21 protein-coding genes and 1 tRNA gene are annotated in these 24,294 nt (G+C 45.5%); 18 read left to right on the top strand and 4 right to left on the bottom strand.

Annotation, left to right across the window (positions count from 1 at the left end):
- Nucleotides 1–18 precede the first annotated feature (18 nt).
- A tRNA-Leu gene (locus LRM44_RS02895) sits at nt 19–105 on the top strand.
- A 138-nt stretch (nt 106–243) separates the two neighbouring features.
- Here the strand turns inward: LRM44_RS02895 and LRM44_RS02890 are convergent.
- On the bottom strand, nt 244–450 hold the full coding sequence (locus tag LRM44_RS02890; RefSeq protein ID WP_243803676.1) for a hypothetical protein: 207 nt from the start codon (nt 448–450) through the stop codon (nt 244–246).
- A 280-nt stretch (nt 451–730) separates the two neighbouring features.
- Between LRM44_RS02890 and LRM44_RS02885 the strand changes: the two genes are divergently transcribed.
- The gene (locus LRM44_RS02885; RefSeq protein WP_243803675.1) at nt 731–1,267 is read left to right on the top strand and encodes a TrmH family RNA methyltransferase; all 537 of its coding nucleotides are present in this window, start codon (nt 731–733) and stop codon (nt 1,265–1,267) included.
- Here LRM44_RS02885 and LRM44_RS02880 read toward each other — a convergent pair.
- Nucleotides 1,264–1,695, bottom strand: a complete 432-nt coding sequence (locus LRM44_RS02880; protein ID WP_243803674.1) for a hypothetical protein — start codon at nt 1,693–1,695, stop codon at nt 1,264–1,266. The genes LRM44_RS02885 and LRM44_RS02880 overlap by 4 nt on opposite strands.
- A 216-nt stretch (nt 1,696–1,911) precedes the next feature.
- Here LRM44_RS02880 and hisS point away from each other — a divergent pair, with 216 nt between their 5' ends.
- The 4 genes from hisS (at nt 1,912) to LRM44_RS02860 (ending at nt 6,193) form a co-directional block, all read left to right on the top strand.
- Nucleotides 1,912–3,246 (top strand): histidine--tRNA ligase, encoded by a 1,335-nt coding sequence (gene hisS, locus LRM44_RS02875; RefSeq protein WP_243803673.1) that lies wholly within the window; start codon nt 1,912–1,914, stop codon nt 3,244–3,246.
- Nucleotides 3,247–3,272: 26 nt separating this feature from the next.
- The gene (gene tig / locus LRM44_RS02870; RefSeq protein WP_243803672.1) at nt 3,273–4,562 is read left to right on the top strand and encodes a trigger factor; all 1,290 of its coding nucleotides are present in this window, start codon (nt 3,273–3,275) and stop codon (nt 4,560–4,562) included.
- A 7-nt stretch (nt 4,563–4,569) separates the two neighbouring features.
- Nucleotides 4,570–5,163, top strand: coding sequence for an ATP-dependent Clp protease proteolytic subunit (locus tag LRM44_RS02865; RefSeq protein ID WP_129631050.1), 594 nt, complete (start codon nt 4,570–4,572; stop codon nt 5,161–5,163).
- 91 nt (nt 5,164–5,254) lie between these two features.
- Nucleotides 5,255–6,193: a thymidylate synthase gene (locus tag LRM44_RS02860; protein ID WP_243803671.1), complete on the top strand. Its 939-nt coding sequence runs from the start codon at nt 5,255–5,257 to the stop codon at nt 6,191–6,193.
- A 51-nt stretch (nt 6,194–6,244) separates the two neighbouring features.
- On the opposite strand, the gene LRM44_RS02855 is transcribed toward LRM44_RS02860, so the two are convergent.
- On the bottom strand, nt 6,245–6,577 hold the full coding sequence (locus LRM44_RS02855; RefSeq protein ID WP_232273253.1) for a hypothetical protein: 333 nt from the start codon (nt 6,575–6,577) through the stop codon (nt 6,245–6,247).
- A gap of 46 nt (nt 6,578–6,623) precedes the next feature.
- Nucleotides 6,624–7,118 (bottom strand): dihydrofolate reductase, encoded by a 495-nt coding sequence (locus tag LRM44_RS02850; RefSeq protein ID WP_232273252.1) that lies wholly within the window; start codon nt 7,116–7,118, stop codon nt 6,624–6,626.
- Between the two features lie 104 nt (nt 7,119–7,222).
- Between LRM44_RS02850 and LRM44_RS02845 the strand changes: the two genes are divergently transcribed.
- The 12 genes from LRM44_RS02845 to fusA all read left to right on the top strand — a co-directional run bounded on the left by LRM44_RS02845 (nt 7,223) and on the right by fusA (nt 24,286).
- Nucleotides 7,223–7,942, top strand: coding sequence for a dCTP deaminase (locus LRM44_RS02845; RefSeq protein ID WP_129635261.1), 720 nt, complete (start codon nt 7,223–7,225; stop codon nt 7,940–7,942).
- Nucleotides 7,942–8,385, top strand: coding sequence for an HIT family protein (locus LRM44_RS02840; RefSeq protein ID WP_129635263.1), 444 nt, complete (start codon nt 7,942–7,944; stop codon nt 8,383–8,385). Before LRM44_RS02845 ends, LRM44_RS02840 begins: the two co-directional genes overlap by 1 nt.
- Nucleotides 8,386–8,387: 2 nt before the next feature.
- On the top strand, nt 8,388–9,077 hold the full coding sequence (gene tmk, locus LRM44_RS02835; RefSeq protein WP_243803670.1) for a dTMP kinase: 690 nt from the start codon (nt 8,388–8,390) through the stop codon (nt 9,075–9,077).
- Nucleotides 9,078–9,202: 125 nt separating this feature from the next.
- Complete coding sequence (rpoB, locus tag LRM44_RS02830) at nt 9,203–12,544, top strand: DNA-directed RNA polymerase subunit beta (protein WP_243803669.1); 3,342 nt, start codon at nt 9,203–9,205, stop codon at nt 12,542–12,544.
- Nucleotide 12,545: 1 nt separating this feature from the next.
- Nucleotides 12,546–16,379: a DNA-directed RNA polymerase subunit beta' gene (gene rpoC, locus LRM44_RS02825; RefSeq protein WP_243803668.1), complete on the top strand. Its 3,834-nt coding sequence runs from the start codon at nt 12,546–12,548 to the stop codon at nt 16,377–16,379.
- A gap of 223 nt (nt 16,380–16,602) precedes the next feature.
- On the top strand, nt 16,603–17,376 hold the full coding sequence (locus LRM44_RS02820; protein WP_243803667.1) for a hypothetical protein: 774 nt from the start codon (nt 16,603–16,605) through the stop codon (nt 17,374–17,376).
- A 151-nt stretch (nt 17,377–17,527) separates the two neighbouring features.
- Nucleotides 17,528–17,839, top strand: a complete 312-nt coding sequence (locus tag LRM44_RS02815) for a nucleoside triphosphate pyrophosphohydrolase (protein ID WP_243803666.1) — start codon at nt 17,528–17,530, stop codon at nt 17,837–17,839.
- Between the two features lie 291 nt (nt 17,840–18,130).
- On the top strand, nt 18,131–18,544 hold the full coding sequence (rpsL, locus tag LRM44_RS02810; RefSeq protein WP_129631024.1) for a 30S ribosomal protein S12: 414 nt from the start codon (nt 18,131–18,133) through the stop codon (nt 18,542–18,544).
- Between the two features lie 2 nt (nt 18,545–18,546).
- Complete coding sequence (rpsG, locus tag LRM44_RS02805) at nt 18,547–19,026, top strand: 30S ribosomal protein S7 (protein ID WP_129631022.1); 480 nt, start codon at nt 18,547–18,549, stop codon at nt 19,024–19,026.
- 80 nt (nt 19,027–19,106) lie between these two features.
- Nucleotides 19,107–19,601, top strand: a complete 495-nt coding sequence (locus LRM44_RS02800) for a YajQ family cyclic di-GMP-binding protein (RefSeq protein ID WP_243803665.1) — start codon at nt 19,107–19,109, stop codon at nt 19,599–19,601.
- Between the two features lie 12 nt (nt 19,602–19,613).
- Nucleotides 19,614–22,091: a S1 family peptidase gene (locus tag LRM44_RS02795; RefSeq protein ID WP_243803664.1), complete on the top strand. Its 2,478-nt coding sequence runs from the start codon at nt 19,614–19,616 to the stop codon at nt 22,089–22,091.
- Between the two features lie 104 nt (nt 22,092–22,195).
- Entirely contained in the window at nt 22,196–24,286 is a 2,091-nt protein-coding gene (fusA, locus tag LRM44_RS02790; RefSeq protein ID WP_129635160.1) for an elongation factor G, read from the top strand.
- Nucleotides 24,287–24,294: the final 8 nt, after the last annotated feature.

Here is a 24,294-nt window from a genome sequence, read left to right as displayed (position 1 = left end):
AATTGACGCGTAGACCATGCGGATGTGGCGGAATTGGTAGACGCGCTAGCTTCAGGTGCTAGTGTACGTAAGTACGTGAAGGTTCAAGTCCTTTCATCCGCACCAAGAACTGAGATTTTTCACCATAAGAAAATCACCCGTAGTTAGGGTGATTTTTAATGTCATAAATTCAGAGTCTACATGACAGGCAATCGTAAAAGAACAATCACCTGCCATGTAGCTAGGGTTCCTAGGTGTCAAACTCTAGGACTCCTCGGATGCGTCTTCGACAAGCATTTGGAAATCCTGGCGGATGTCATCCATGGCGCCGTCCAGACGCTCCACCTGCCTGTTCCACCGGCGCGCCCCTTTCAGGGTCATTCGTGCCTCCTCTCCCGCAATGCGGTAGAGAGACCTGAGCTCGATCTCGAGGTCATCCAAATGTTCTTCGAGATCCTTCAAATCCTTCACGATATTTCACCTTTCTTCTGGTGTTCTCATCTCTGCGGGTGTGCAGCGAAGTGTTGTTCTCTTAACAACACAAGATGAGATCTTAGTTCTCTTATGGCGGGTTAAAAAGAAATAAAAACTCATCTTGTGTTCGATTGCCTGTCAAAGTTCACTTTTGGACAAGGATTTGCTCAAATTGTCAACAAAAGCTACTTTCACTTATACCACACTTGTGTAAAAAAGTCAATAGAAGACTATCAACTTTTGTTATTTACTTAAGAACTTTGATAAAATAACAGAGATGGAAGATAAAAGAAACGTCATTGCTAAGTTTAAGGGTCGGAGCGAATCGGAGATTATAAGTGAGCTAGATTCTAAAGACCACGGTCTGGTGATTGCGCTGGAAAATACCGAGCGAGATTTTAATATGGGGACAATTGTCAGGAGTGCTAATGCGTTTGGTGTGCGGCAGATTTATGTAATTGGGCGCAGGCAGTGGAACAAGCGTGGCGCCATGATGACAGATAAGTATCTTCACATTACGTATTTGGCGACGACGGAAGAGTTTGTTGAAAAAATGCGGACTGAAGGCAGGGAAATTATTGCTATTGATAATATTCCAGGAAGTGTTAATGTGTCGCAAACGAGTTTACCGAAGTGTGCGGTTTTGGTGTTTGGGCAAGAAGGGCCGGGGATTTCTGCAGAGCTGGCTGGCGCTGCAGATCAGATTGTGGCGATTGAGCAGTTTGGCTCGACTCGCTCCATAAACGTTGGCGCGGCAGCGACTGTGGCGATGTATTGTTGGTTGCAGCAGAATGTGCTGGCGGGAAACAATTAGTTGATTTCTGCGCCTTGTTGGCTCAAAAAATCACGAGTCTTATTATCTAATTTGCAATTTATGAAACGCGATCGTGCCGCCAATTTCCCGCTGCCATAGACAAATTGCGTTTCCTCGTCATATTTCATACCACGGAAGTCGCAATCCTCCGCCTCAATAATAGCTTTTGCGCCACGAAAATCCACATTCCGAACCGACGAATTAGTAAAATAAATTGGTTGCCCGTAAATGTGCTTTGCATTGTCCAGGCTACAATTTTCAAACTCGAAAAATCCCATGGCAAACTGGTCGAAATCAACGCCAGAAAAATCCTCGTCTGTAAAGCGAACAAGTTCGCCTTCTTGAATGGCGGGATAGCGCTCGCGTTGGTAAGCTGGCAAATCGTTAGCGCGAATGGATTCGGCAATGCGATGCGTGATGCTGTCCATAAATTAATGATACACCATTATTTCTCGCAATAACTCCGTCAGTTCCTACTTTACAAAAAGCATGAAATTTACTATAATAGACGTATGATTTTACCTAAATTCCATCATTCACACGTGTTGCCGAGGTAGGACTCTGATTTTTGATTGTACGCGCCGAGTTCTGCCTCGGCGTTTTTGATTGCTATAAATAAGAAATAATGACATAATGGAGCTAACATGAGCAGTTTATCTACACAAAGTTACAAAGGTTCGCGAGACTATTTTCCAGAGGAAAAGCGTCTGCAGAATTACATTTTTAATGTTTGGCACAAGACGGTTGAGAGTTTTGGCTATGAAGAATATGGCGCGCCGCTACTGGAGCCGCTAGATATTTATCTGGCGAAGTCGGGTCAAGAATTGGCGGGCGAGCAAACATACGCCTTTGAAGATCGTGGCGGTCGAATGGTGGCAATTCGTCCTGAGATGACGCCGTCGATTTCTCGAATGGTGGCGGCTAAGCGTCAGGAATTGGCGATGCCTGCGCGACTATATTCTATTGCTAATTTTATGCGCTATGAACGACCACAGCGCGGACGCGAGCGTGAGTTTTGGCAATTGAATGCGGATTTGTTTGGCGTGGATGGCGCGGCGGCGGACGCGGAGATTATTGAGCTGAGCCACGCTAGCGTGATGAATTTTGGCGCCAAGCAAGAAATGTTTACGGTCAGGGTTAATAATCGCCAATTGATAAATCGTCTGATGAGCCAATTTTTGAAGCTCGATATTGTTGGTTCGACGATGATGATGAAATTGCTTGATAGGAAAAATAAGATTCCTGCCGAAGAATTTAAGCGTCAGGCGATTGAGATTTTTGGTAGTCAAGCGTCAGAGGGTTTGCCGAAGCTAGCAAAAATGATCAGTATGAAATCTGTTGATGATTTACCGAGCGAATTGATGGAAGATGAAAGCGTCAAGCAGCTTCGCGAAGTGATGAAATTGCTTAGCCAAAAAGGCATTACGAATGCGGTGTTTGATGTCACTCTGATGCGCGGTCTGGACTATTACACGGGCATGGTTTTTGAGCTCTTTGATAATTCACCAGAGAATAATCGAGCGCTGTTTGGTGGCGGACGATATGACGGATTGGTCGGTCTATTTGGTGTTGAACCGATTGCTACGGTCGGTGTTGGCATGGGCGCGACGACGATGGAGCAATTTTTGGAAGTGCACAATTTGTTGCCTAAATTGGCGTCCAAAACAGATGTATATATAATTCCGGTGTCAAAAGAATCTATGGCCGGCGCGGACGATTTGGCGCGAAAATTGCGTAGCGAAGGCGTGCGAGCGGAGTTGGATATCACTGGTAGAAAGATTGACAAGCAGATAAAAGCGGCGTTGAAAAAGCAAATTCCGTTTGCTGTGTTTGTGGGTGAGGATGAGATTGCTAGTGGTGCATACACGGTTCGAAACTTGGTGGAGTCTGATGAACAAAAGGTTAGCGCTGAACGAATCGTGACAATTGTCAAAGATCGTCGATACGATGGCGATGAAGACGCTCTGTTTGAGATATAGTCTGATATCTGTTATAATTAGTCTTTATGAAGACTACTGTAAAAAAACTATCAGATACTAAAGTTCAATTGACGATTTCTTTGGGTGCTAGTGAATTAGCTGACGCAGAGCAGGTTTCCTTGGCAAAGCTGGCGCGTGACATTAAAGTTCCAGGTTTCCGCAAAGGAAAAGTTCCCGCAAGCATAGCCGCTAAGCACGTTGATCCGAATGCGCTTCAGGAGCAGGTTTTGGAGAATGCTTTGTCGAAGGCAGTAGCCGAGGCGTTTTTGCAGGAAAAATTGCAAGCTTTGGATCGACCTAGCGTTGAAGTTAAGAAGTTTGTTCCTGGTTCTGAGTTGGAATTTACGGCTGAAGTTGAGATCATTCCACCGGTAAAATTGGGTGATTACAAAAAATTGACAGCGAAAAAAGAAGTAGCCAAAGTCGAGGATAAAGATGTTGACGAGGTTATTGAGCGAATCCGTAAAAACTATTCTGAAAAATCAGAGGTCAAGCGTGCCGCTAAATCTGGTGACGAAGCTGTGATCGACTTTACGGGAAAGAAAGACGGCGTGGCATTTGAGGGAGGTTCGGCTAAGGAATATGGCTTGAAGCTTGGCGAAGGTCAATTCATTCCTGGATTTGAGGAAGGTGTGATTGGTCATAAGGCTGGTGAAGAGTTCGATTTGAAACTGAAATTTCCAGAGGATTATCACGCTGAGAATCTGGCAGGTCAAGACGTTGTGTTTACCGTGAAACTTCACAAGGTTAATGAATTGAAATTGCCAGAACTAAACGATGAATTTGCTGCAAAATGCGGTCCATTTACAGAGATGAAAGAAGTAAAAGCAGATATCAAGCGTGAACTCACCACACAAAAAGAGCGTGAAGCTGATGAGAAATTTAAGGACGCGCTGGTTGGTGAGTTGACGGAAAAGAGTAAGGCGGCGCTGCCAGAACTTTTGGTTGAGGATCAATTGCGATCAATCGAGCGTGACTTGACTCAGAATTTGATGTACAGCGGGCTAAGTTTGGATAGTTATTTGAAGACTCAGGGCTTCAAAGATAAAGAGGAGTGGGTAAAGAAAGAGGCTCGTCCAGCGGCTGAAAAGCGCGTTAAGGCTGGCTTGGTATTGGCGGAATTGTCAAAAGAATTGAAGATTGACGCTTCTCGCGATGAAATCCAGAAACAAATTGACTTCTTTAAGCAACAATACGGCAAAGATAAGAAAATGCTGGAACAATTTGATAACCCAAATGTTCACCGCGATATTGCCAACCGAATGATTACAGATAAGACCGTTGCTAAATTGGTTGAATTAAACACGAAGAAATAGGGTAAATATGCCAAAATCATATCTCATTCCAACTGTCGTTGAAAAGTCGGCCGACGGCGAGCGTGCTTTTGATATCTATTCGAGATTGTTGAATGAGAGAATTATTTTCCTTGGCGAAGACGTTAACGAACATACCGCGAACAGTGTAGTGGCGCAATTACTGCATTTGGCGTATGTTGACCCGCAAGCTGATATATCACTATATATCAATAGTCCAGGCGGCAGCGTTTATGATGGCATGGCGATATATGATACCATGAATTTTATTAAGCCTGATGTGGCGACGTATGGAATTGGTTTGCAGGCAAGCATGGGGGCGTTTTTGCTCAGCTCTGGCGCTAAGGGCAAGAGGTTTTGTTTGCCGCATGCCAAGGTGATGATTCATCAGCCATCTTCTGGAACGCACGGAAAAGTGACCGACATGGAAATTGACATGAAGGAGACTTTGGAAGTTAAGGAGATGCTGGCGAAGATTATGGCGAAAAACACCGGTCAGAAGTTGACTAAGGTTAAGTCTGATATGGAGCGTGACTACTGGATGACTCCGGATGAGGCCGTAAAATACGGACTGATTGATAAAGTCTTGACTAAATTGTCGTAAAAATTTGCGTGTTTGTTGTTAAAACTACTAGTGATTCTGCTTGTGGTTTTTGGAGGATATTGTCATAATTTGAGGTAGGTAAGGAGGGCTTATGAGGCAATATTTAGACGCATTAAAATACGTTCGTGATAACGGTGTGCAAAAGGGCGATCGTACAGGAACGGGGACGACGGAAATTTTTGGTATTCAGACGCGATATAATTTGGCGGACGGATTTCCGGCGATGACTACCAAGAAGTTGTATTTCAAAAGCGTCGCTCATGAGCTTTTATGGTTTCTTAGGGGTACGGGCAATATTGAATATTTGGCGCAAAACGGCGTTCATATTTGGGATGAGTGGCCATATAAAAATTACCTAGAAAAAACTGGTCAGAAAATACCGGAAATTAACGGTGATGAGTGGCGCGCTGGAATGAAGGAATTTATTGATAAGATTGCGAACGATCACGCGTTTGCTGAAGAATGGGGAAATTTGGGTCCTGTTTATGGTGTTCAATGGCGAAAATGGCCGGACGGGAAGGGCGGAACTATTGACCAGATTCAGAACGCTATTGACATGATAAAGACAAATCCAGAGTCGCGTCGGAATATCGTGAGCGCGTGGAATGTGGCGGAAATTAATGATATCGTCCAAGCTGGCGGGCTGCCTCCGTGTCATACGATGTTTCAATTTAACGTAAGACCTGGTAAAGACTGCGAGAAAGATAGGCTGGATCTAGCTCTGACGCAGCGTTCGGCGGACATGTTCCTGGGCGTGCCGTTTAATATTGCCAGCTATGCGCTGCTTCTGTCGATTGTCGCTCAAGTTACCGACAAGCAACCCGGCGAGCTTATCCATACCTTAAATAGTGCGCATATTTACAATAATCATCGCACGCAAGTTGACGAGCAATTATCGAGGAACCCACTAACGCCGCCTAAGTTGTGGCTCAATCCAGACATCAAGAATATTGACGATTTCACGATTGATGATATTCGCCTGGAGAATTATGAGTGCCATCCAGCAATAAAAGCGCCGATCGCTGTGTAGTGTGATTCTCGCGGTCGGTGATTTACATTCGTCTGTTGAGGTGATTGATGTCTATTCTTCGTCAGATTCTTTAGCTGTAAGAATCATATAATTGTCGTTTTCAATACCAGACGGTTGTAGACCAGTAATCTCTTGATCGGGTAGAATAACGCTAAACTCTCGAGTAGCAGTATCATATAGTATAGTCGCACACTTTCCTATTGCTCTAGCTTTTCCGTTTTCGTCTGTCCATTTTTCCATAACAGGGGCTTTATCTTTGAATATCGCGCCTTCTTCAGTAGGTTTGCCATATAGTATTATTGTTTTACCCTCTGGTAGGTCCGCAACCGTAGTGCCTTTTATACGTTCAAGGGTTGTAGCTCGTATCATAGATCGCTCGTCCATAGTCTCTACTATACCACAAATACCAAATACTGTCAATTTAAGAAGGCTATTTTCTTTTATACGTCACAAAATCAAAATCGTAATTATTTTCGTTATCTGCCGAATGATGTACGCGACCTACTTCTTCCCATGCGTCCATATCTATTTCTGGGAAAAAAGTGTCAGCATCGGGGAATTCGGCGTCAATTTCCGTGGCGTAAATAGTGTCAATTTCTGGAATATCTAGCGCGTCTTTATAAACTTGCGAGCCGCCAATAATAAAAGTCGGATATCGGGATAGAGCCAGGGCGCTTCGTAAATTCATAGCCGTAAGAACTTTTTTAACACCTGTCGGTTTTGATGAGATGACAATATTTTCTCTGTCTGGAAGCGGTCGCGAGCCAATTGACTCAAACGTTTTTCTACCCATAATGACATTACTGTTTCTCGTCAAACGCTTAAAATTCACCAAGTCGGCCGGCAAACTTCGCCCCCACGGCATATCGCCATTTTGTCCGATGGCGCGGTTTTTATCGTAAGCTACAATAATGGCTTTTTCCATAATTTCAGTTTAACATGCTGTAAAATTTACCGAAAGCTTGATAGAAATGCATAAACTTGTCATAATAAGATTTGGTAGAAAAATCGCGCAATGGGAGGTGTTTAGTGAGCGTGTACTCAAATAAAGATATATTAGCGGCGATTGAAGATGGGACGATTGTCTGTACGCCGTTCAACCCAAAAAACGTATCGGAAGCCAGCTTAGATTTTACGCTAGGCTTTAATTTTTATAAGCAGGAATATGACGATATTTCGCGAGTTTATAATCCGTTTGACGAGTCTGACGTCAATCGATACTTCAAGGGTCCGCTTAAGGCGATTCCGCACGCTGAATGGTGTGAGCGGCACGGTTTTCGGGAATTTAAGAATATTCCGCCAGATCATCCGATAATCGTTTTGAAGCCTGGTGAGAGAATTTTGGCGCATACGCATGAATTTGTTGGAATTCGGACGCATGGCGGCGCTGCTGAGGTGAAAAGTCGTAGCTCTTGGGGGCGAAACGGCGTGGCGGTGTGTTTTGATGCTGGCTGGGTTGATCCGGGATATATCAATCGGATTACGCTTGAGATTTACAATTTGAATAAGCATGAAAGTGTGGTTTTGCCTGTCGGTGAGAGAATTGGGCAATTGATTTTTCATCACACCGGTCAGGTTGACGGCGGATATGCTAGTGGACGCGGCGGAATGAGCGGCAAATATCAGCACACTGACGATTTGGATGAATTGATAAAAACTTGGCGTCCAGAAATGATGTTGCCGCGGGCGTTTAAGGATCGTCGGCATAAACCGATGGAAATTGCGGGACTTGGCGAGGGGATTTTGTAATGATGGCAGGTTCAATGTTTCGCTCGCGGACGAAAGAAAAAGAATATATCGATCACAGGAAAAAGCATAAATCTGACGGCTGCGATTTTTGTCAATTGGTAAAGCATCATACAGATCAGGTCGTTGGTGAAACTGCGCATTGCCTGATTATTAAGAATAGGTTTGGCTATAATTTTTGGGATGGCTGCGGCGTGGATGATCATTTGATGGTGATACCGAAACGGCACGTGGATTCGCTGGCGAATTTGAGCGATGAGGAAAAAATTGACTATATGAATCAGATTGCGAAATTTGAAAGTGACGGCTATTCGATTTACGCTCGAGCGCAAGGAAGTAAAACCAGGTCAATGGCGCACCAGCACACGCATTTTATAAAAGTTGACGGCAGGGCGAAAAGGATGATGATTTATCTGAATAGGCCACACACTGTGATTATGAGGTAGTGATGGGCGACGCGGGAAAATATATAGTTATCGAAGGAAATGACGGGACGGGCAAGTCGACGCAGGTCGCGAAATTGGCGGAATATTTTCGGTCAATCGGGCGAACGGTTTGCGTGATTGAAGAGCCGGGAAGTGATGATCCGGAAAAATCAACTCCGATAGCAAATGAACTTCGAAAAGTGATTAAAAATGGTGATCTGGCGCGTTCTGCGGCGGTGAATGTGGCGCTATTTTCTGCAGCTCGGCGTGAATTGTGGCGAGAAAAAATTCAGCCTGCGTTGGAACGTGGGGAAATTGTTTTGAGCGCAAGGAATTATATTTCAACGCTGGTTTATCAGGGGCGAGGCGAAGGTTATGACGAGTTGGAGATTTTGCGATTGACAGAATTATTCACCGATGAAAAATACTTGAAGCCAGACGTTATGGTTATTTTGAGCTTGAGTCGTGAAAAGCGGGAAGAGCGAATTTCTATGCGTGGCGAGCTAAAAAATCCCGACACTTTTGAGTCGCGCGGGCAAGATTTTCAGAAAAAAGTCGACGATGGATATTTGGAGATTGCCGAGGCATACGGAATTCCGGTAATTTCTGCTGACGGGACAATTGACGAAGTTCACGATATGTTGATTGATAATATTGAAAAAACACTAGTAAAACCCCTTGATTTTATTGACACTTTTCGTCATAATGAGTAGTTATAGAAGTAGTGTATTCATGGCGGGTGAAAATTGCGAGTGGCAAATCGTGATTTTGGGCTATGAATTAGAGATCTTCACGGCCGTCTATTAACCACTAATTAAAGCGAGGAGTGTTTACGCCTGTGGCAAAAAAACCAACCACAAGTAGCGAGCGCGTCTATTTCACCTCTGGTGATAATGCCCTGCCGCTACCAAACTTAATCGCTCACCAAAAAGATTCTTGGCGCTGGTTCGTCGAAGAGGGTTTGAGTGAGATATTTTCAGAAATTAATCCAATTGACGACTATACTGGTCAGAAGTTGTCATTAAAGTTCGGCAAATATTATTTTGGCGAGCCAAAAAACACTGACCAATTTGCCAAAGAGAACAACTTGACATTTGAAGCTCCATTGCACGCAACAGTTGAATTGACAAATAAAACAACTGGCGTGGTCGAAGAGCAGGAAATTTACCTCGGTGAATATCCATGGATGACTGAGCGCGGTACGTTTATTATCAACGGTACGGAGCGCGTGGTTGTTAGCCAGTTGATTCGCTCTGCTGGTGTTTTCTTCACTGCTGAAACAATAGCGGGACGTAATTACTATGGTGCGAAAATCATTCCAGGACGTGGAGCTTGGATGGAATTTGAGACGGCTTCTAATGGCGCAATTTACGTAAAAATTGACCGCCGTCGCAAGATGCCAGCAACGACTTTGTTGCGTGCTTTGGGTTATCCAAAGACTAGCGAAATTAAGGAATTGTTCGCTGATATTGATACTGGCGACGTAAAATACATTGACGAAACTTTGGATAAGGATACTTCTCGTGGTGCAAACGAGGCGTTGATTGAGGTTTATCGTCGATTGCGTCCAGGTGATTTGGCGACAGTTGATAATGCTCGTCAGATGATTGAGCGAATGTTCTTTGACTTCAAGCGGTTCGATTATTCGCGGGTTGGTCGTTATAAGTTGAATCAACGCTTGGGCCTGGATGTTGCAAATACGGCTGAAAATCGTACGTTGCAGATGAGCGATTTGGTGGCGATTTTGCGTGAAGTTATTCGCTTGAACAATACACAAGAGCCAGCTGACGACATTGACGCATTGAGCAACCGCCGAGTTCGCTTGGTTGGTGAATTGATTGCCCGACAATTCCGCGTTGGTATGCTTCGAATGCAGCGTAATGCAATGGACCGCATGAGCGTGGCTGATTTGGAAAGTGTTAGCCCAAGTCAATTGATCAATGCTCGTCCAATTGTTGCGGCTGTTCGTGAATTCTTTACTTCAAGCCAGCTGTCGCAGCTGCTTGACGAAGTTAACCCATTGTCAGAATTGAGCCACAAGCGACGCTTGAGCTCGACTGGTCCTGGCGGTTTGACTCGTGAGCGCGCTGGATTTGAGGTTCGCGACGCCCACCCAACTCACTACGGTCGTATCTGTTCAGTGGAAACGCCAGAAGGTGCGAACATCGGTTTGGTGCTGAACTTGGCAGCTTACGCACGTGTTAATGAATATGGATTTATTGAGACTCCATATCTTCGCGTGAAAGACGGTAAGGTTACAGATGAACTTGTTTACTTGGATGCTTCACAGGAAATTGGCGAGGTTATCGCTGACGCTGGTGAGGCTCTTAATGAAGATGGAACTTTCCGCGACGAGCGCGTTAACGCCCGTAGCAATATGCAGCCATCGCAAGTTGATGCCAACCAAGTTACATTCATGGATGCAGCTCACCGTCAGATTCTAGGTTCGACCGCGGCGTTGGTTCCGTTTATTGAAAAGACTCGCGTTGACCGTGCTTTGACTGGTTCAAACATGCAACGCCAGGCGGTTCCTCTATTGTGTCCAGAATCCGCAACTGTTGGTACTGGAATTGAAAAGGCTGTGGCTGAGAATAGTGGTCACTTGATTCAGGCTAGTGGCGACGGCGAAGTTGTTCGTGCTGATGCCGACGAAGTTCACGTTAAATATGCTGACGGCGTAAAAATTTATACGTTGAAGCATTTCGTAAAGAATAATGACGATCGTTGTTACAACCAAAAAGTCCGCGTTGAGCGTGGCGACAAGGTGAAGAAGGGTGATATTCTGATTGAAGGCGCCTCAATTGCTGGCGGTGAAATTGCCCTAGGTAAAAACCTTCTGGTTGCCTTCATGCCATGGGGTGGCTACAACATGGAAGACGCGATTATTATGAGCCGTCGTTTGGTTGAAGATGATCGATTGACAAGCATTAACATTAAAGATTACACCGTTGAAGTTCGTGAGACGAAGCTTGGTCCAGAGATTGTGACGCGCGATATTCCAAACGTTTCCGAGGAAAGTTTGCGTCACTTGGATGAGAACGGAATTGTTCAAATTGGTTCCGAGGTTAAGGCTGGCGATGTTTTGGTTGGTAAGATTACACCAAAGGGCGAGCAGGAATTGAGCTCTGAGGAGCGTTTGCTTCGTGCCATCTTCGGTGAAAAAGCTAAGGACGTTCGCGATACATCACAGCGAATGAACAACGCGGGCGGCGGTAAAGTCGTTGGTGTTAAGATCTTTAGCAGGGAAAATGGTCACGAGTTGAAGGCTGGCGTTTTGATGCAAATTCAGATCTTTGTTGCGCAATTGCGAAAGATTGGCGTTGGTGATAAGATGGCTGGACGCTTCGGTAACAAGGGTGTTGTAGCGAAAGTTCTTCCTGTTGAAGATATGCCATTCCTGGAGGACGGTACGCCGGTTGACGTAGTTTTGAACCCACTTGGTGTGCCGAGCCGCATGAACCTTGGTCAGATTTTTGAAACTCACCTTGGTATGGCGGCGCGAGCATTAGGTTACCGCGTAGCAACTCCGTCATTTAACGGTGTTCCGAGTGAGAAGATTTCCGATGAGCTAGAAAAAGCTGGTTTGGCGCGTGACGGTAAGAGTCAATTGTTTGACGGCCGCACCGGTGAACCATTTGAGGAGCGAACAACAGTTGGTGTGATGCACATGATTAAGTTGCACCACATGGTTTCTGACAAGATTCACGCCCGCTCAACTGGTCCATACACGATGGTTACTCAGCAGCCGCTTGGTGGTAAAGCACAAAACGGTGGTCAGCGCTTCGGTGAAATGGAGGTTTGGGCGCTGGAAGCTTATGGCGCCGCCGCAACCTTGCAGGAAATGTTGACAATTAAGTCCGACGACGTTTACGGTCGTGCAAAGGCTTACGAGTCAATCATCAAGGATGAGCCGATTGTTGGTCCAAAACTTCCAGAATCCTTCAATGTGTTGGTTAAGGAGCTTCAAGGTTTGGGTCTTCGAGTTGACTTGGTTGATGACGAGGCAACAGTTGATGCTGAACACGTTATTGCTTCGAGCGGTCCGGAAGACAAAACTGTCGCCGCTGACAATGAGGAAGAAGAAACATACTTGGACGAATCAGATGACATCGGTGAAATTGACGATGGCATGAGCGTGCAAGATATTGATGAAGTAGAAGAAATAAAGGAGGACGCGTAAGATGGCAAATTCTGCATTTAGCGCAACGGGCATCAGCGATTTTGACGCGGTTCGTTTGGCGGTAGCTAGCCCAGAAGATATTCTGAAATGGAGCTACGGCGAAGTTTTGAAGCCAGAGACAATTAACTATCGCACACAAAAGCCAGAGCGCGACGGATTGTTCTGTGAGCGAATCTTTGGTCCAGTTAAGGATATTAATCCACACGACTCAAAGCTTAAGGGTGTTCGATCACGCGAAGCTGCTGTCGATAAGAATGGCGAATTGGTCACTAAGTCAATCGTTCGTCGTGAGCGAATGGGCCACATTCAATTGGCAGTGCCTGTAGCGCACATTTGGTTTATGCGCGGCACTCCAAGCGCAATGAGCCAGCTGCTTGGTATGACGGTTCGCAATATTGAGAAAATCGTTTACTTTGCGACTTACGTTATCTTAAGTGTTGACGAAGCAACTCGTGATCAATATTTGGCAGATTTGGAAGCGGAAACTGATTTGGCTCGTAAGGCTATCAAAATCCGCTACGAAAAAATGGCTGAAGAAGATGGCGCTGACGTTAAGCAATTGGCGAAAGAGCAGAGTCGTGAAGTCGAGGAATTGGAAGAATCTTACGTTGGTAAGAAATCTCAATTGGAGAGCTTAAACAGGGGTGCTTTGATCTCAGAGAGCGAATATCGCAACTTGCCAGAAGAATACGACGAATTGATTGAAGTTGGCATGGGTGCCAGCGCAGTCAAGGAACTATTGGATAAGATTGAGTTGCCAAAGCTTATTGCCGAATTGACTGAAGAAGCTGAAACTGCGAAAGGTCAGCGACAGAAGAAATTGTTGAAGCGCTTGAAGATGCTTGAAAGTATGGAATCTGCTGGCATTAAGCCATCAAGCCTATGTATGACTGTTCTGCCAGTTATTCCTCCGGATCTTCGTCCAATGGTGGCGTTGTCTGGTGGCCGATTTGCGACATCTGACTTGAACGATTTGTATCGCCGAATTATCAACCGAAACAACCGCTTGAAGAAGTTGATTGAGCTTAACGCGCCAGAAGTTATTCAGCGCAATGAAAAGCGCATGCTTCAGGAAGCTGTTGACGCTTTGATTGACAATTCAGCATCACGTGGTCGCGCAGTTAGCTCGACTGGTGGTCGTCGCAGCTTGAAGAGCTTGAGTGATATGCTAAAGGGTAAGCAAGGTCGCTTCCGTCAGAACCTTCTTGGTAAGCGTGTTGACTATTCTGGTCGCTCGGTTATCGTGGTTGGTCCAAAATTGAAGATTAACCAATGTGGTTTGCCAAAGCAAATGGCGCTGGAATTGTTCAAACCGTTCGTGATTAGCTGGTTGATTAAGAATGAATTTGCGCACAATATTCGCTCGGCTTCACGTCTAATCGAAGCTGGTGAAGCGGTAGTTTGGGACGCACTTGATTCAGCAATTGAAGGAAAGTATGTGCTGCTTAACCGTGCACCAAGTTTGCACCGTTTGTCAATTCAAGCCTTCCAGCCAGTTTTGGTTGAAGGAAAAGCTATTCAGTTGCACCCGTTAGTTTGTGCCGGATTTAACGCCGACTTCGACGGTGACCAGATGGCTGTTCACTTGCCACTATCAAAAGAGGCTCAGGCTGAAGCTCGCGAATTGATGAGTGCAACTGCCAACTTGTTGAAGCCTGCCGATGGTGCGCCAGTGCTGCACATTTCGCAGGACATCGTGCTTGGTAACTATTACTTGACTTACGACAAGCCACAAGCTCAGACTGATAAGATTAAGACTTACAGTTCTGTTTACGAAGCAGAAATGGCTTACGACAATGGCGTAATTCACTTGCAAACCCCAATTCGTATCTTTGCGAAAGGTAAAATGCGTGAAACAACTTTGGGCCGCGTCTTCTTCAATGAGATTCTGCCTGAAGATTTCCCATACGACAATAACGTTCAGACTAAGAAGCAGCTTAAGAAGGTGTTGGCGCAAATCTTTAACAAGTACGGCGCCGAAGAAACCGCTAAGATTGCAGACCGCATGAAGGGTCAAGCTTTCCGCTTTGCTACGGTTGCGGCTGTATCGACTGGTATGACCGACTACGTCCACTTCGAGGAAATCCCTCAGTTTGTGGCTGAAGGTGACGCTAAGGCGGCTTTGATTTCTGAGCAATTCGACCAAGGTTTGATTACTGAGGAAGAACGATATAACTTAACTGTTAGCGCATGGCGAAACGTTGACAATAAGATTACGGCATTCCTGAAAGACCAATTGGCACACATGGACACCAGTATTTCTATGATGGTCAACTCTGGTGCTCGTGGTGATATTTCCAACGTGAAGTTGGCGAGCGCGATGATTGGTGTTCAGATGGACGCAACCAACCATGAGATTGAGCTTCCAATCCGCAGCTCTTACACCGGCGGTTTGTCTAGCCTTGAAGCCTTTATCGCAACTCGTGGTGCACGTAAGGGTCTTATTGACACGGCGCTTAAGACTGCCGACTCGGGTTACTTGACTCGTCGTTTGGTAGACGTTGCACAAGACGTATTTACCGTTGAAGATACTGATGGCGACGATGAAGGTTACGCAATTTACCGATCAGAAACTGAAGAGACGATGATCGACTTCTCAAACCGTTTGGCTGGTCGTTATGCTGCTGAAACAATTCCAGGTCACGTCAATAAGAACGAATTGATCACGCGTGAAATCGCAGATTCAATTGATGATGACGAAAGCATTGAAAGTGTTAAGATTCAGTCTGTATTGTCAACGAACAACCTTAACGGTATTCCGCAGCGAAGTTACGGTATTGATATGTCGACTGGTAAATTGGTTGGCAATCATCAGCCAGTTGGTGTTATCGCTGCTCAGTCAGTTGGTGAGCCAGGTACTCAGTTGACGCTTCGTACCTTCCACAACTCTGGTGTTGCTGGTGGTGACATTACCCAAGGTTTGCCTCGCGTTGAAGAATTGTTTGAAGCGCGCACGCCAAAGGGTCAAGCATTCATTACAGAAGTTGCTGGTTTGGTTGACGTTTGGGAAGATGGCAAGAAGTATATCGTTCAAATTACGCCAGAATCTGGCAAGGTTGAGCGATTGCTATTGGAGGGACGAACTGTTGTGGTTAAGGCTGGCTCGAGTGTTAAGGCTGGCGATGTCTTGGCAACTGGCGAGAGCGACACTCGACCTCTGATCGCGCCATTTGACGGTGTGATTGAGTCGGCTGAGGATACTTTGGTGATCGCGGCAGAGGCTGCTTCGCCAACTCGCTACGAAATTCCAGGCAATATGCAGTTGGTTGTTAAGGCAAACGATGTTGTTGAAGCTGGCGATCGATTGACAGCTGGATCATTGAACTTACACGATTTGATGCGACTTAAGGGTGTTGAGGCAACTCAGCGCTACATCATCAACGAAGTTCTGCGAATTTACGCCGCTCAGGGTCAGGACGTGGCTGACAAGCACTTGGAGATTATTGTTCGCCAAATGTTTAGTCGCGTGCAAATCGAAGATGCTGGTGATAGCGAATTCGTGACTGGCGACATCGTTTCTAAGGCCGCTGTGGTCAATGCAAATAAGCAATTGGCTGCTGAAGGTAAGAACTTGATTAGCTACACACAATTGCTACTCGGTATCACAAAGGTGTCAATCTGGAGCGACTCATGGCTATCAGCTGCATCCTTCCAGGATACTACTCGCGTCTTGATCAATGCTGCTGTATCTGGTCGAGCCGACCACTTGCACGGTTTGAAGGAAAACGTCATCATCGGCCGCAAGATTCCAGTAGGAACTGGCGCTGTCGAAGAAGATGAAGAATTCGAAACACCGAGCGAAGACGAGTTCGTCGAAGAGGAAGTTGCTGCTTAGTAGGTAGATCTGACCGCAATAATCCGCAACACCCGCACCTTGACTATAAGGGCGGGTGTTTTGCGTATGATGATTATTTTATTTGGTAGCTCATAAAGCACTGTATGTAGATTTTAAGTCTTTGTTTTGGATGATATGTATTGACTTTTTAACTCAGGTATGATATAAGTTATATTAGCTTTCACACAACCGTGTGAAAGAGCACTTCACAGCAAGGGAGAATATGATGTGTCTTGTCTGGGCAATTCTCACGACCCTGGCCGGTCTGGTGATTTCTATCTCTGTCGTCTATCTGATGACATCCCAACAAGCAGAAAAGATCGAAAACATGGACGATGAGAAGGAGAAGCGCTCAGCTAATCTCCAGCTCAAGGTCGTGAGGGTGTTTTATACCCTTCTGTTCATGTTTATCATGTGGGCAGTAGCCAACATGCTGTCATATGCGGATCAGACTAGTCACTACAAAGAGGAAAGGGTAGGAGCGACGCTGTCCGATCTTGTCTCTAGCTTTGGACTAGAGTCCGGCAGAGAGTATCCGATCATCATAGGGGATAAGACCACTGTCAGCAGTGGTCAGGTCTCCTACGACGGGGGTGCTTTCTATGTCAAAGGAGAAGGAGAGTGGGCGTCAAGCGCGTCCATTCTCGTTAGTTTCGAGGGCAACAATGGGTCGTACGTCCTAGAGATCCCGGTCTCTAGGGTCACCTTCGATGTTCGCCAGAACATCGAAGAGGCGTCTATGTCCGTATATGTGCCAGGAACTGAGCAGCCTAAGGAGGTAGCCTATTGGCTGCACTCCTACGCTTGTAGCAAAGATACTTGGGTCTATGGATGGGTGCAGAAAAACTGCACCCCGAATCCTCCTCAGCTTGTCGTCTCAGAGAACACGTCAAGGCAAGGACTTTCTCCTGTAATAGCTGACGCCTTTAAGGAGTCAGCTGGGGCGAAAATCACCCTTTCACCGAGTATGTACAACGACATTCTTGGTTCCAGGTAAGGCTGAGTAGTCCTGAGCAGTTCTGTGGAGTAACACTCCACTCTTGTCACGGTGTCGAGTAAAAACTCCACGGACGGGGGTGGAGTTTTTACTTTAAATTGATTTTTTATAGGAAAAAAATTATATAATATAAACAATTAAAGGAGGTTTTATGCCAGTATACAACAAACTTGTCCGCGATAAAATTTTGGAAATCATTAAGACCAACGGGCAAAAGCCAACTCACAAAATACTTACAGCAGACGAATATGCCGTGGAGCTTACAAAAAAGCTAGTCGAAGAAGTTGAGGAATATAAAAAAGATAAAAATACCGATGAGCTTGCCGATATCATGGAAGTAGTCTATGCTCTTGCAAGCCTACATAGTTGTACCGCGGAAGAATTAGAAAAAATTCGCGCAGAAAAAGCAGAAAAACGCGGCGGCTTTGAGAAGAAAATATTCCTAGTGGAAGTTATGGATTAGGGTGAGTACGTGCGACAATCTATATCTATTCTGCGTAAGGAATTCATCTCTGACAATGATTGCCCTGTTCTTAAGTCTGGTCCTTTAGACTCTGAGTCTGGAACAGCGATTTTACTTTTACGAAATCTGTGCTAGAATAGATGTAGAGTTTCCTCTTTTCGGAGTGCGCGGTGTTTTGAATGTGTACAGATCGCAATCTCGGCGGAAAAGGTATAGACACGGAGAGGAGTTGCTGAATCCAAACCGTAAGGCAAATTGCCATAATTAGTAAATCAACCAAGGAGAAATTGGATGCCAACAATCAACCAATTGGTGCGCAAACCGCGCCAAACGGCTAAGAAAAAGTCCAAGTCGCCAGCACTAGGTCGTATTCATAACGCCCTAAAAACACGTTATTACGACCAGAATGCACCGCTTAAGCGTGGTGTTTGTGTGCGTGTGACGACTAAGACGCCAAAGAAACCAAACTCAGCTTTGCGTAAAGTTGCTCGTGTTAAATTGAACAACGGCTATGAAGTTTGGGCGTACATCGGTGGTGAAGGTCACAACTTGCAGGAGCACGCCGTGGTCTTGATCCGCGGTGGTCGTGTGCCTGACCTTCCTGGTGTGCGTTATCACATCGTACGTGGTGCGCTTGACCTTCAAGGCGTCAACAACCGTAAGAAGGGCCGCTCTAAGTACGGTACAAAGAAAGGGGATAAATAATCATGCCTCGTAAAGTTACCAAGAAGTTGCAGCGTGAACTTAAACCTGATCGCCGATACCAAAGCGTGCTGGTTCAGCGTTTGATCAACAAGTCAATGCTAGACGGTAAGAAATTGGCGGCTGAGCGCGCTGTTTACACAGCCCTAGAAACTGCCGCTAAGAAATTGGATTCTGAAGATCCATTGGCAGTGTTTGAAAAAGCATTGAAGAACGTTAGCCCAAGCTTCGAGGTTAAATCTCGCCGCGTTGGTGGTGCTAACTACCAGATTCCATTCCCAGTCCAGGGACATCGACAATTGCACTATGCGTTTAGCTGGCTAGTCCAAGCAGCCCGCGCTCGTAGTGGAATGCCATATTCACAGCGTTTGGCATTGGAAATCGTTGACGCTTACAATGAAGCTGGTGCTGCCTTTAAGAAGAAGGAAGACACCCACAAGATGGCTGAAGCTAACCGCGCCTTTGCGCACTTTGCTCGCGGCTAATTATTGCTTGAAAGCAAAATCAGGAAATCGCTCTAAACGGGGCGATTTTTTGATATAATAGAAAAAATTAGGAGGGAGAAATGGCGAGTTTTTCGTTTGATATTGTGTCAGAAATTGACAAGGCTGAGATGAATAATGTTTTCATGCAGTCTGAAAAAGAAATCCAAGGGCGTTATGATTTTAAGGGGACGAGCGCGGCAATTGATTGGCTGGATGATAAAAAGGGTCTGAAAATTACCGGCGACAATGATTGGCAAGTTGATGCTGTTCTGGATATCGTGCGTAAGAAGTTGGTAGGGCGCGGTCAATCAAGCAAAGTTTTGGATTTATCAAAAGAGAAAGTTGTTTCGAACCTGAAGACGACTTGGGAGATTCCGTTCAAGCAAGGTCTTGATCAGCCGACGGCGAAGCAAATTACCGCTAATATTCGCGCTAATGCGCCGAAAGCTAAGCCGCAAATTCAGGGCGACCTCGTTCGTGTTACTTCTGCATCGAAGGATGAGCTGCAAAAAGTTATTAGTTTATTGCGGGAAAGTGATTATGACACACCTTTGCAATTTGTAAATTATCGTTAGGATTGGAGCAATATGAATCAGAAGTCAATGAAGAAATTAAAAATTGTAGCCATCGTTCTGGGTGTAGTTTTCTTGATCTCCGTTATAGTTGGGCTGATTGTTGTTAATAATAACCGCTCTTCTGGGGTCAGTAAAACCGCAAAGAAGAAGATTCAGAAGATTTTTACCGAAGAAGATGCCAGGAATTCACAGAAGGTCGTTTCCAAATATGGCTATTCGATTCGGTACGACAAGAGTATTTTTACTGGCGAAGGTCACGTCTTAAATAAAGACTCTAATGAAAAGCAGTATAGCGCCACTACGTATGCCGACGATGAGCTGAAAGAAAGCCGCGCTTATGCGATTTTGCGATTGAATTTCCGAAAAGGCTCAGAAAAGCCGAAGGAGGAAGAAGAGAAGTTCTCGTTTAGGAAGATTATGCCAGACTTCTCAATCGTAACTTCGCGCAAAAAAGCTTATTTTGATCGCTCAACGATGCCCGAGGAATACAAGGACACGAAGAAATATTCAGATTTGGATTTAATGCTTCAGGGCGATATCAACAAGCAGAAAAAGGATAATCCGAACTTAAAATATCACACCAGCGACGCGACGATTTCTGGACGGAAGTTTAAGAAGATGGTCGTCGATTACGGAAGCACTATTGACGGCAAGTGGCAGAAAACTGGTGAAAAAATAACTTACTTGACAATTCAGAACGGCAGGCCGTATTGGATGACGATTTTTGCATTGAGTAAAAATTCGTACACACAGCCATACATTGACCAGCTGGAGGCGCTGGTTGCTAAGGTAACTTTCCAGAATCCAGACAGTAGCTACTTGGTTAGGGTTGATGGCAATAATGAGGCGCAAGTGGCTTCAGCTACGATAGCTAAGACCGAAACTAAGGCGGAAAATTTCTCAGAAGATAAAGACACTACAAATACTTTGGATGAACTAGACGAAGATTCCGTCATCAAAGTGGTGGCAAGGAATCAAATTGCTACTGTCCGCGTGGGAACATATCGTTGTGCTGATATGATTTACACGGCGCAAAACGGCGCGAGCATGCAGCTGAATGGTTTGTGTACGGGTGGAATTGGTAGCGGGTCGATTGTTTCTGACGACGGCTACATCGCTACAAATGGACATGTGACTGAGGTTTCGAACCAAAGCATGATCATGGGCCTCAACACGGATGATCATTGGAATAGATATTTGCGATTTGTAATGGACGCGGGCTATGTGACTCGAGATACGCTTCGTGATTTGGTGAATAAGGCACGAAATGGCGATCAGAGCGCACAGGCGGCGATTATAGGATTTATCAACCAAGTTCCCGCTGATAATATACGCTCGCAAAACGATCGATATGATTATGTCATTCAGACATCAAGCGAACCTATTGCGCGCGAAGATGACGGTTCGGGTAAGCTTAAGTGGAAAAAGACGAAGACTAATATTCCAGCTAAGAAAATTGACGCGGAAGTTGATTTGAAGGGTCATGGCATGGATCTGAATAGCGACAAAAGTGATGTGGCGATTCTGAAGGTTGAAGGGCGATTTCCAGCGGTAGAGCTAGGTGATAGCTCTAAGATTTCTAGAGGAGATCGTGTGACGGCGATTGGTTATCCAGCGATTGTCGACGACGGTGTGAATACGAAGAAGAGTAAGACTGTGCCAACCGTTACTCAGGGAGATGTTTCTGGTTCGGGCAGTGACGCGGGTGGTCATAAGCTGTTTTCAATGAGTGCGCAAATTGCGGCAGGTAACAGTGGCGGTCCAGCGTTCGATAATGATGGCAAGCAAATTGGATTGAACACTTACGGCGGCTCATCTTGTGCGGACAGGAGCGAGCGCAACAATTCTTGTTTTGGAGAGGGGATATTTCGTGATATCGCTGATCTAAAAACTATGGCGAAGAAAAATAATGTTGCGTTATCGGCGAACGGCGAATTGACTAAGCTCTGGAAAGACGGCTTGGAGAGTTTTTCTCAAGGTAAATATTCTCAGGCAAAGGCTAAGTTTGAACAATTGGATAAAAAATACCCCGACAATTATTTAGTAGCAAAGATGATCGAAGTTTCATCCAATACTCCAGATGATTCTACGGAAAGCGAGACATCTAGCGCAGAAGCTGGAACGAGCGAATCAGAAAATAACACTACAGTTATAATCGTGGTTGTGGTGATTCTTTCAACGGGAGCATTATTCTTAACAGTGTCAATTATCGCAATTGCCGTTTCTGTCAGTAATCGCCGTAAGATGAATGCCTATCCATATCCTGTCGCTGGACAATTCCCGCAGCAGCCTCAGTATCCGCAGCAGCCGTATCAGCAGCCAATTCCGCCGCAACAACAATATCCGCAACAAAATTACTATCCGCAGCAACCCGGTCAATACCCACCAACGTACGCGCAGCCGCCTATGCAACAGCATCCATCTAACTATCCACCCGCGGCGTCAGCTCAGAACGACAACGAGTCTAAAAATCCTCCAGCTCAGAGCTAGTCAAAAACATAGATAACTGATATAATAAAACACAAGAGTAGTTTTTTGGTGCCAAAAAATTGACCAAAAATCTCGGCAAATTAACGTAATATAAAGGAAAATTTATGGCAGAGACGCATGTTCCGCTAAAGAATTTTAGAAATATTGGTATTATTGCCCATATTGACGCCGGTAAAACGACGACAACTGAGGGTATTTTGTATCGCACTGGCTTGACGCATAAGATCGGTGTGGTTCGTGGTGAAGGTGACGGTGCTACCACCGATTGGATGGCGCAGGAGAAAGAACGTGGTATTACTATTACGTCAGCTGCTGTGACTTGTTTCTGGAAAGACCACAAGATTAACATCATCGACACTCCAGGGCACATTGACTTTACTGCTGAGGTTGAGCGTAGTTTGCGCGTGCTTGACGGTGCAGTTACAGTCTTTGACGGTAAGATGGGCGTTGAGGCTCAGTCTGAAACTGTTTGGCGCCAGGCTAATAAGTACGGCGTGCCACGTATTTGTTTCGTTAACAAGATCAACCAGACTGGTGGTGACTTCTATAAATCTCTGGAGTCAATTCACAACCGTTTGAGTAAACAGGCTTTCCCAGTTCACTTGCCAATTGGTTTTGAAAAAACCATCCACGGTGTTGTCGACTTGATTGACATGAAGGCTTACACCTACGACGACTACACAGACCACGAACTTAAGGTTGGCGAAATTCCAGCTGATATGCTTGAAAAAGCTAAGAACGCACGTTCTCTGTTGGTTGAAAACGCTGTTGAAGCTGACGACGAACTTACTATGAAGTTCTTGGAGCAGGGCGAAGAAGCTATTACTGTTGACGAACTAAAGATGGCTCTACGTAAGCGCGTTTTGGCCGGTGACTTCTACCTAGTCACTGGTGGTGACGGTCGCGGCGTGATCGTTGAGAAGTTGCTTGACTTGATGGTTGACTTCTTGCCAAGCCCTCTAGACGTTGATGAAATTTGGGGAAAGAATCCAAAGACTGGCGACGAAGTTAGCCGCAAGCCATCAGACAAGGAGCCTTTGTCCGCTTTGGCGTTTAAGATTGCTGCCGACCCATTTGTTGGTAAATTGATCTTCGTTCGCGTCTATTCTGGTGTTCTGAACTCAGGAAGCTACGTACTTAACACGACAACTGGCGAGAAAGAGCGAATTGGACGAATTGTTCGTATGTTTGCTGACAAGCGTGAAGAAATTAGCAAGGTTGAAGCCGGTGACATCGCCGCTGTGGTTGGTTTGAAATCTACCGCAACTGGTAACACGTTAGCAGACGTAGCTCATCCGATTGCTCTTGAATCAATTGAATTCCCAGAGCCACCAGTATCGATTGCTGTTGAGCCAAAATCAAAGGCTGACCAAGAAAAGATGGCGTTGGCATTGCAGCGCTTGGCTGAAGAAGACCCAACTTTCCGAATTCACACTGACGAAGAAACAGGTCAGACAATTATGTCAGGAATGGGTGAGTTACACCTAGACATTCTTATTGACCGTATGAAGCGCGAATTTAAGGTTGAAGCCAACATTGGTGAACCTCAGGTTGCCTTCCGCGAAAGTATCAAGGGTCGTTCTGAAGTTCAAGGTAAGCACGCTAAGCAGTCTGGTGGTCGCGGTCAATATGGTGACGTTTGGGTTCGCTTTGAGCCAAATGAGACTGGTAAAGGCTTTGAATTCGTTGATGAAATTAAGGGTGGTGTGGTTCCTCAGGAATATCGCCCAGCTGTAATGAAGGGTATTCGCGAAACATTGGAAGGCGGTGTTATTGCTGGCTATCCAGTTGTTGATGTTAAGGCTACACTTTACGATGGTTCATACCACGATGTCGACTCTTCAGAATTGGCGTTCTCATTGGCAGGTTCGATAGCTGCTCGTGAAGGTATTAAACAGGCTAACCCAATCTTGCTTGAGCCAGTCATGAAGGTTGAAGTTACTACACCAGAAGATTTCATGGGTGACATCATCGGCGACCTTAACTCACGTCGCGGACGTATCGACGCCATGGAAGACTTGATGGGTGGCGCTAAGTTGATTAAGGCGTTTGTGCCACTAGCAAATATGTTCGGCTACACATCAGACATTCGCTCGATGTCTCAAGGTCGCGCCGCTTCAACGATGGAATTGGCTCAATATGAGGAAGTTCCACCAAACGTTGCGCAAGAGATTATCGAAAAGCGAAATAAATAATCTCTATC

Origin of the sequence: Candidatus Nanosynbacter sp. HMT-352, assembly GCF_022819385.1 — a bacterium.
In the GTDB taxonomy this organism is placed as follows: domain Bacteria; phylum Patescibacteriota; class Saccharimonadia; order Saccharimonadales; family Saccharimonadaceae; genus Nanosynbacter.
This window is presented reverse-complemented; position numbering and strand designations above follow the sequence as displayed.

Excerpts from the sequence above, each read along its gene's own strand:
- LRM44_RS02885 (WP_243803675.1), top strand. The coding sequence starts at position 731 with ATGGAAGATAAAAGAAACGTCATTGCTAAGTTTAAGGGTCGGAGCGAA.
- LRM44_RS02880 (WP_243803674.1), bottom strand. The coding sequence starts at position 1,695 with ATGGACAGCATCACGCATCGCATTGCCGAATCCATTCGCGCTAACGAT.
- hisS (WP_243803673.1), top strand. The coding sequence starts at position 1,912 with ATGAGCAGTTTATCTACACAAAGTTACAAAGGTTCGCGAGACTATTTT.
- tig (WP_243803672.1), top strand. The coding sequence starts at position 3,273 with ATGAAGACTACTGTAAAAAAACTATCAGATACTAAAGTTCAATTGACG.
- LRM44_RS02865 (WP_129631050.1), top strand. The coding sequence starts at position 4,570 with ATGCCAAAATCATATCTCATTCCAACTGTCGTTGAAAAGTCGGCCGAC.
- LRM44_RS02860 (WP_243803671.1), top strand. The coding sequence starts at position 5,255 with ATGAGGCAATATTTAGACGCATTAAAATACGTTCGTGATAACGGTGTG.
- LRM44_RS02855 (WP_232273253.1), bottom strand. The coding sequence starts at position 6,577 with ATGGACGAGCGATCTATGATACGAGCTACAACCCTTGAACGTATAAAA.
- LRM44_RS02850 (WP_232273252.1), bottom strand. The coding sequence starts at position 7,118 with ATGGAAAAAGCCATTATTGTAGCTTACGATAAAAACCGCGCCATCGGA.
- LRM44_RS02840 (WP_129635263.1), top strand. The coding sequence starts at position 7,942 with ATGATGGCAGGTTCAATGTTTCGCTCGCGGACGAAAGAAAAAGAATAT.
- tmk (WP_243803670.1), top strand. The coding sequence starts at position 8,388 with ATGGGCGACGCGGGAAAATATATAGTTATCGAAGGAAATGACGGGACG.
- rpoC (WP_243803668.1), top strand. The coding sequence starts at position 12,546 with ATGGCAAATTCTGCATTTAGCGCAACGGGCATCAGCGATTTTGACGCG.
- LRM44_RS02820 (WP_243803667.1), top strand. The coding sequence starts at position 16,603 with ATGATGTGTCTTGTCTGGGCAATTCTCACGACCCTGGCCGGTCTGGTG.
- LRM44_RS02815 (WP_243803666.1), top strand. The coding sequence starts at position 17,528 with ATGCCAGTATACAACAAACTTGTCCGCGATAAAATTTTGGAAATCATT.
- rpsL (WP_129631024.1), top strand. The coding sequence starts at position 18,131 with ATGCCAACAATCAACCAATTGGTGCGCAAACCGCGCCAAACGGCTAAG.
- rpsG (WP_129631022.1), top strand. The coding sequence starts at position 18,547 with ATGCCTCGTAAAGTTACCAAGAAGTTGCAGCGTGAACTTAAACCTGAT.
- LRM44_RS02800 (WP_243803665.1), top strand. The coding sequence starts at position 19,107 with ATGGCGAGTTTTTCGTTTGATATTGTGTCAGAAATTGACAAGGCTGAG.
- LRM44_RS02795 (WP_243803664.1), top strand. The coding sequence starts at position 19,614 with ATGAATCAGAAGTCAATGAAGAAATTAAAAATTGTAGCCATCGTTCTG.
- fusA (WP_129635160.1), top strand. The coding sequence starts at position 22,196 with ATGGCAGAGACGCATGTTCCGCTAAAGAATTTTAGAAATATTGGTATT.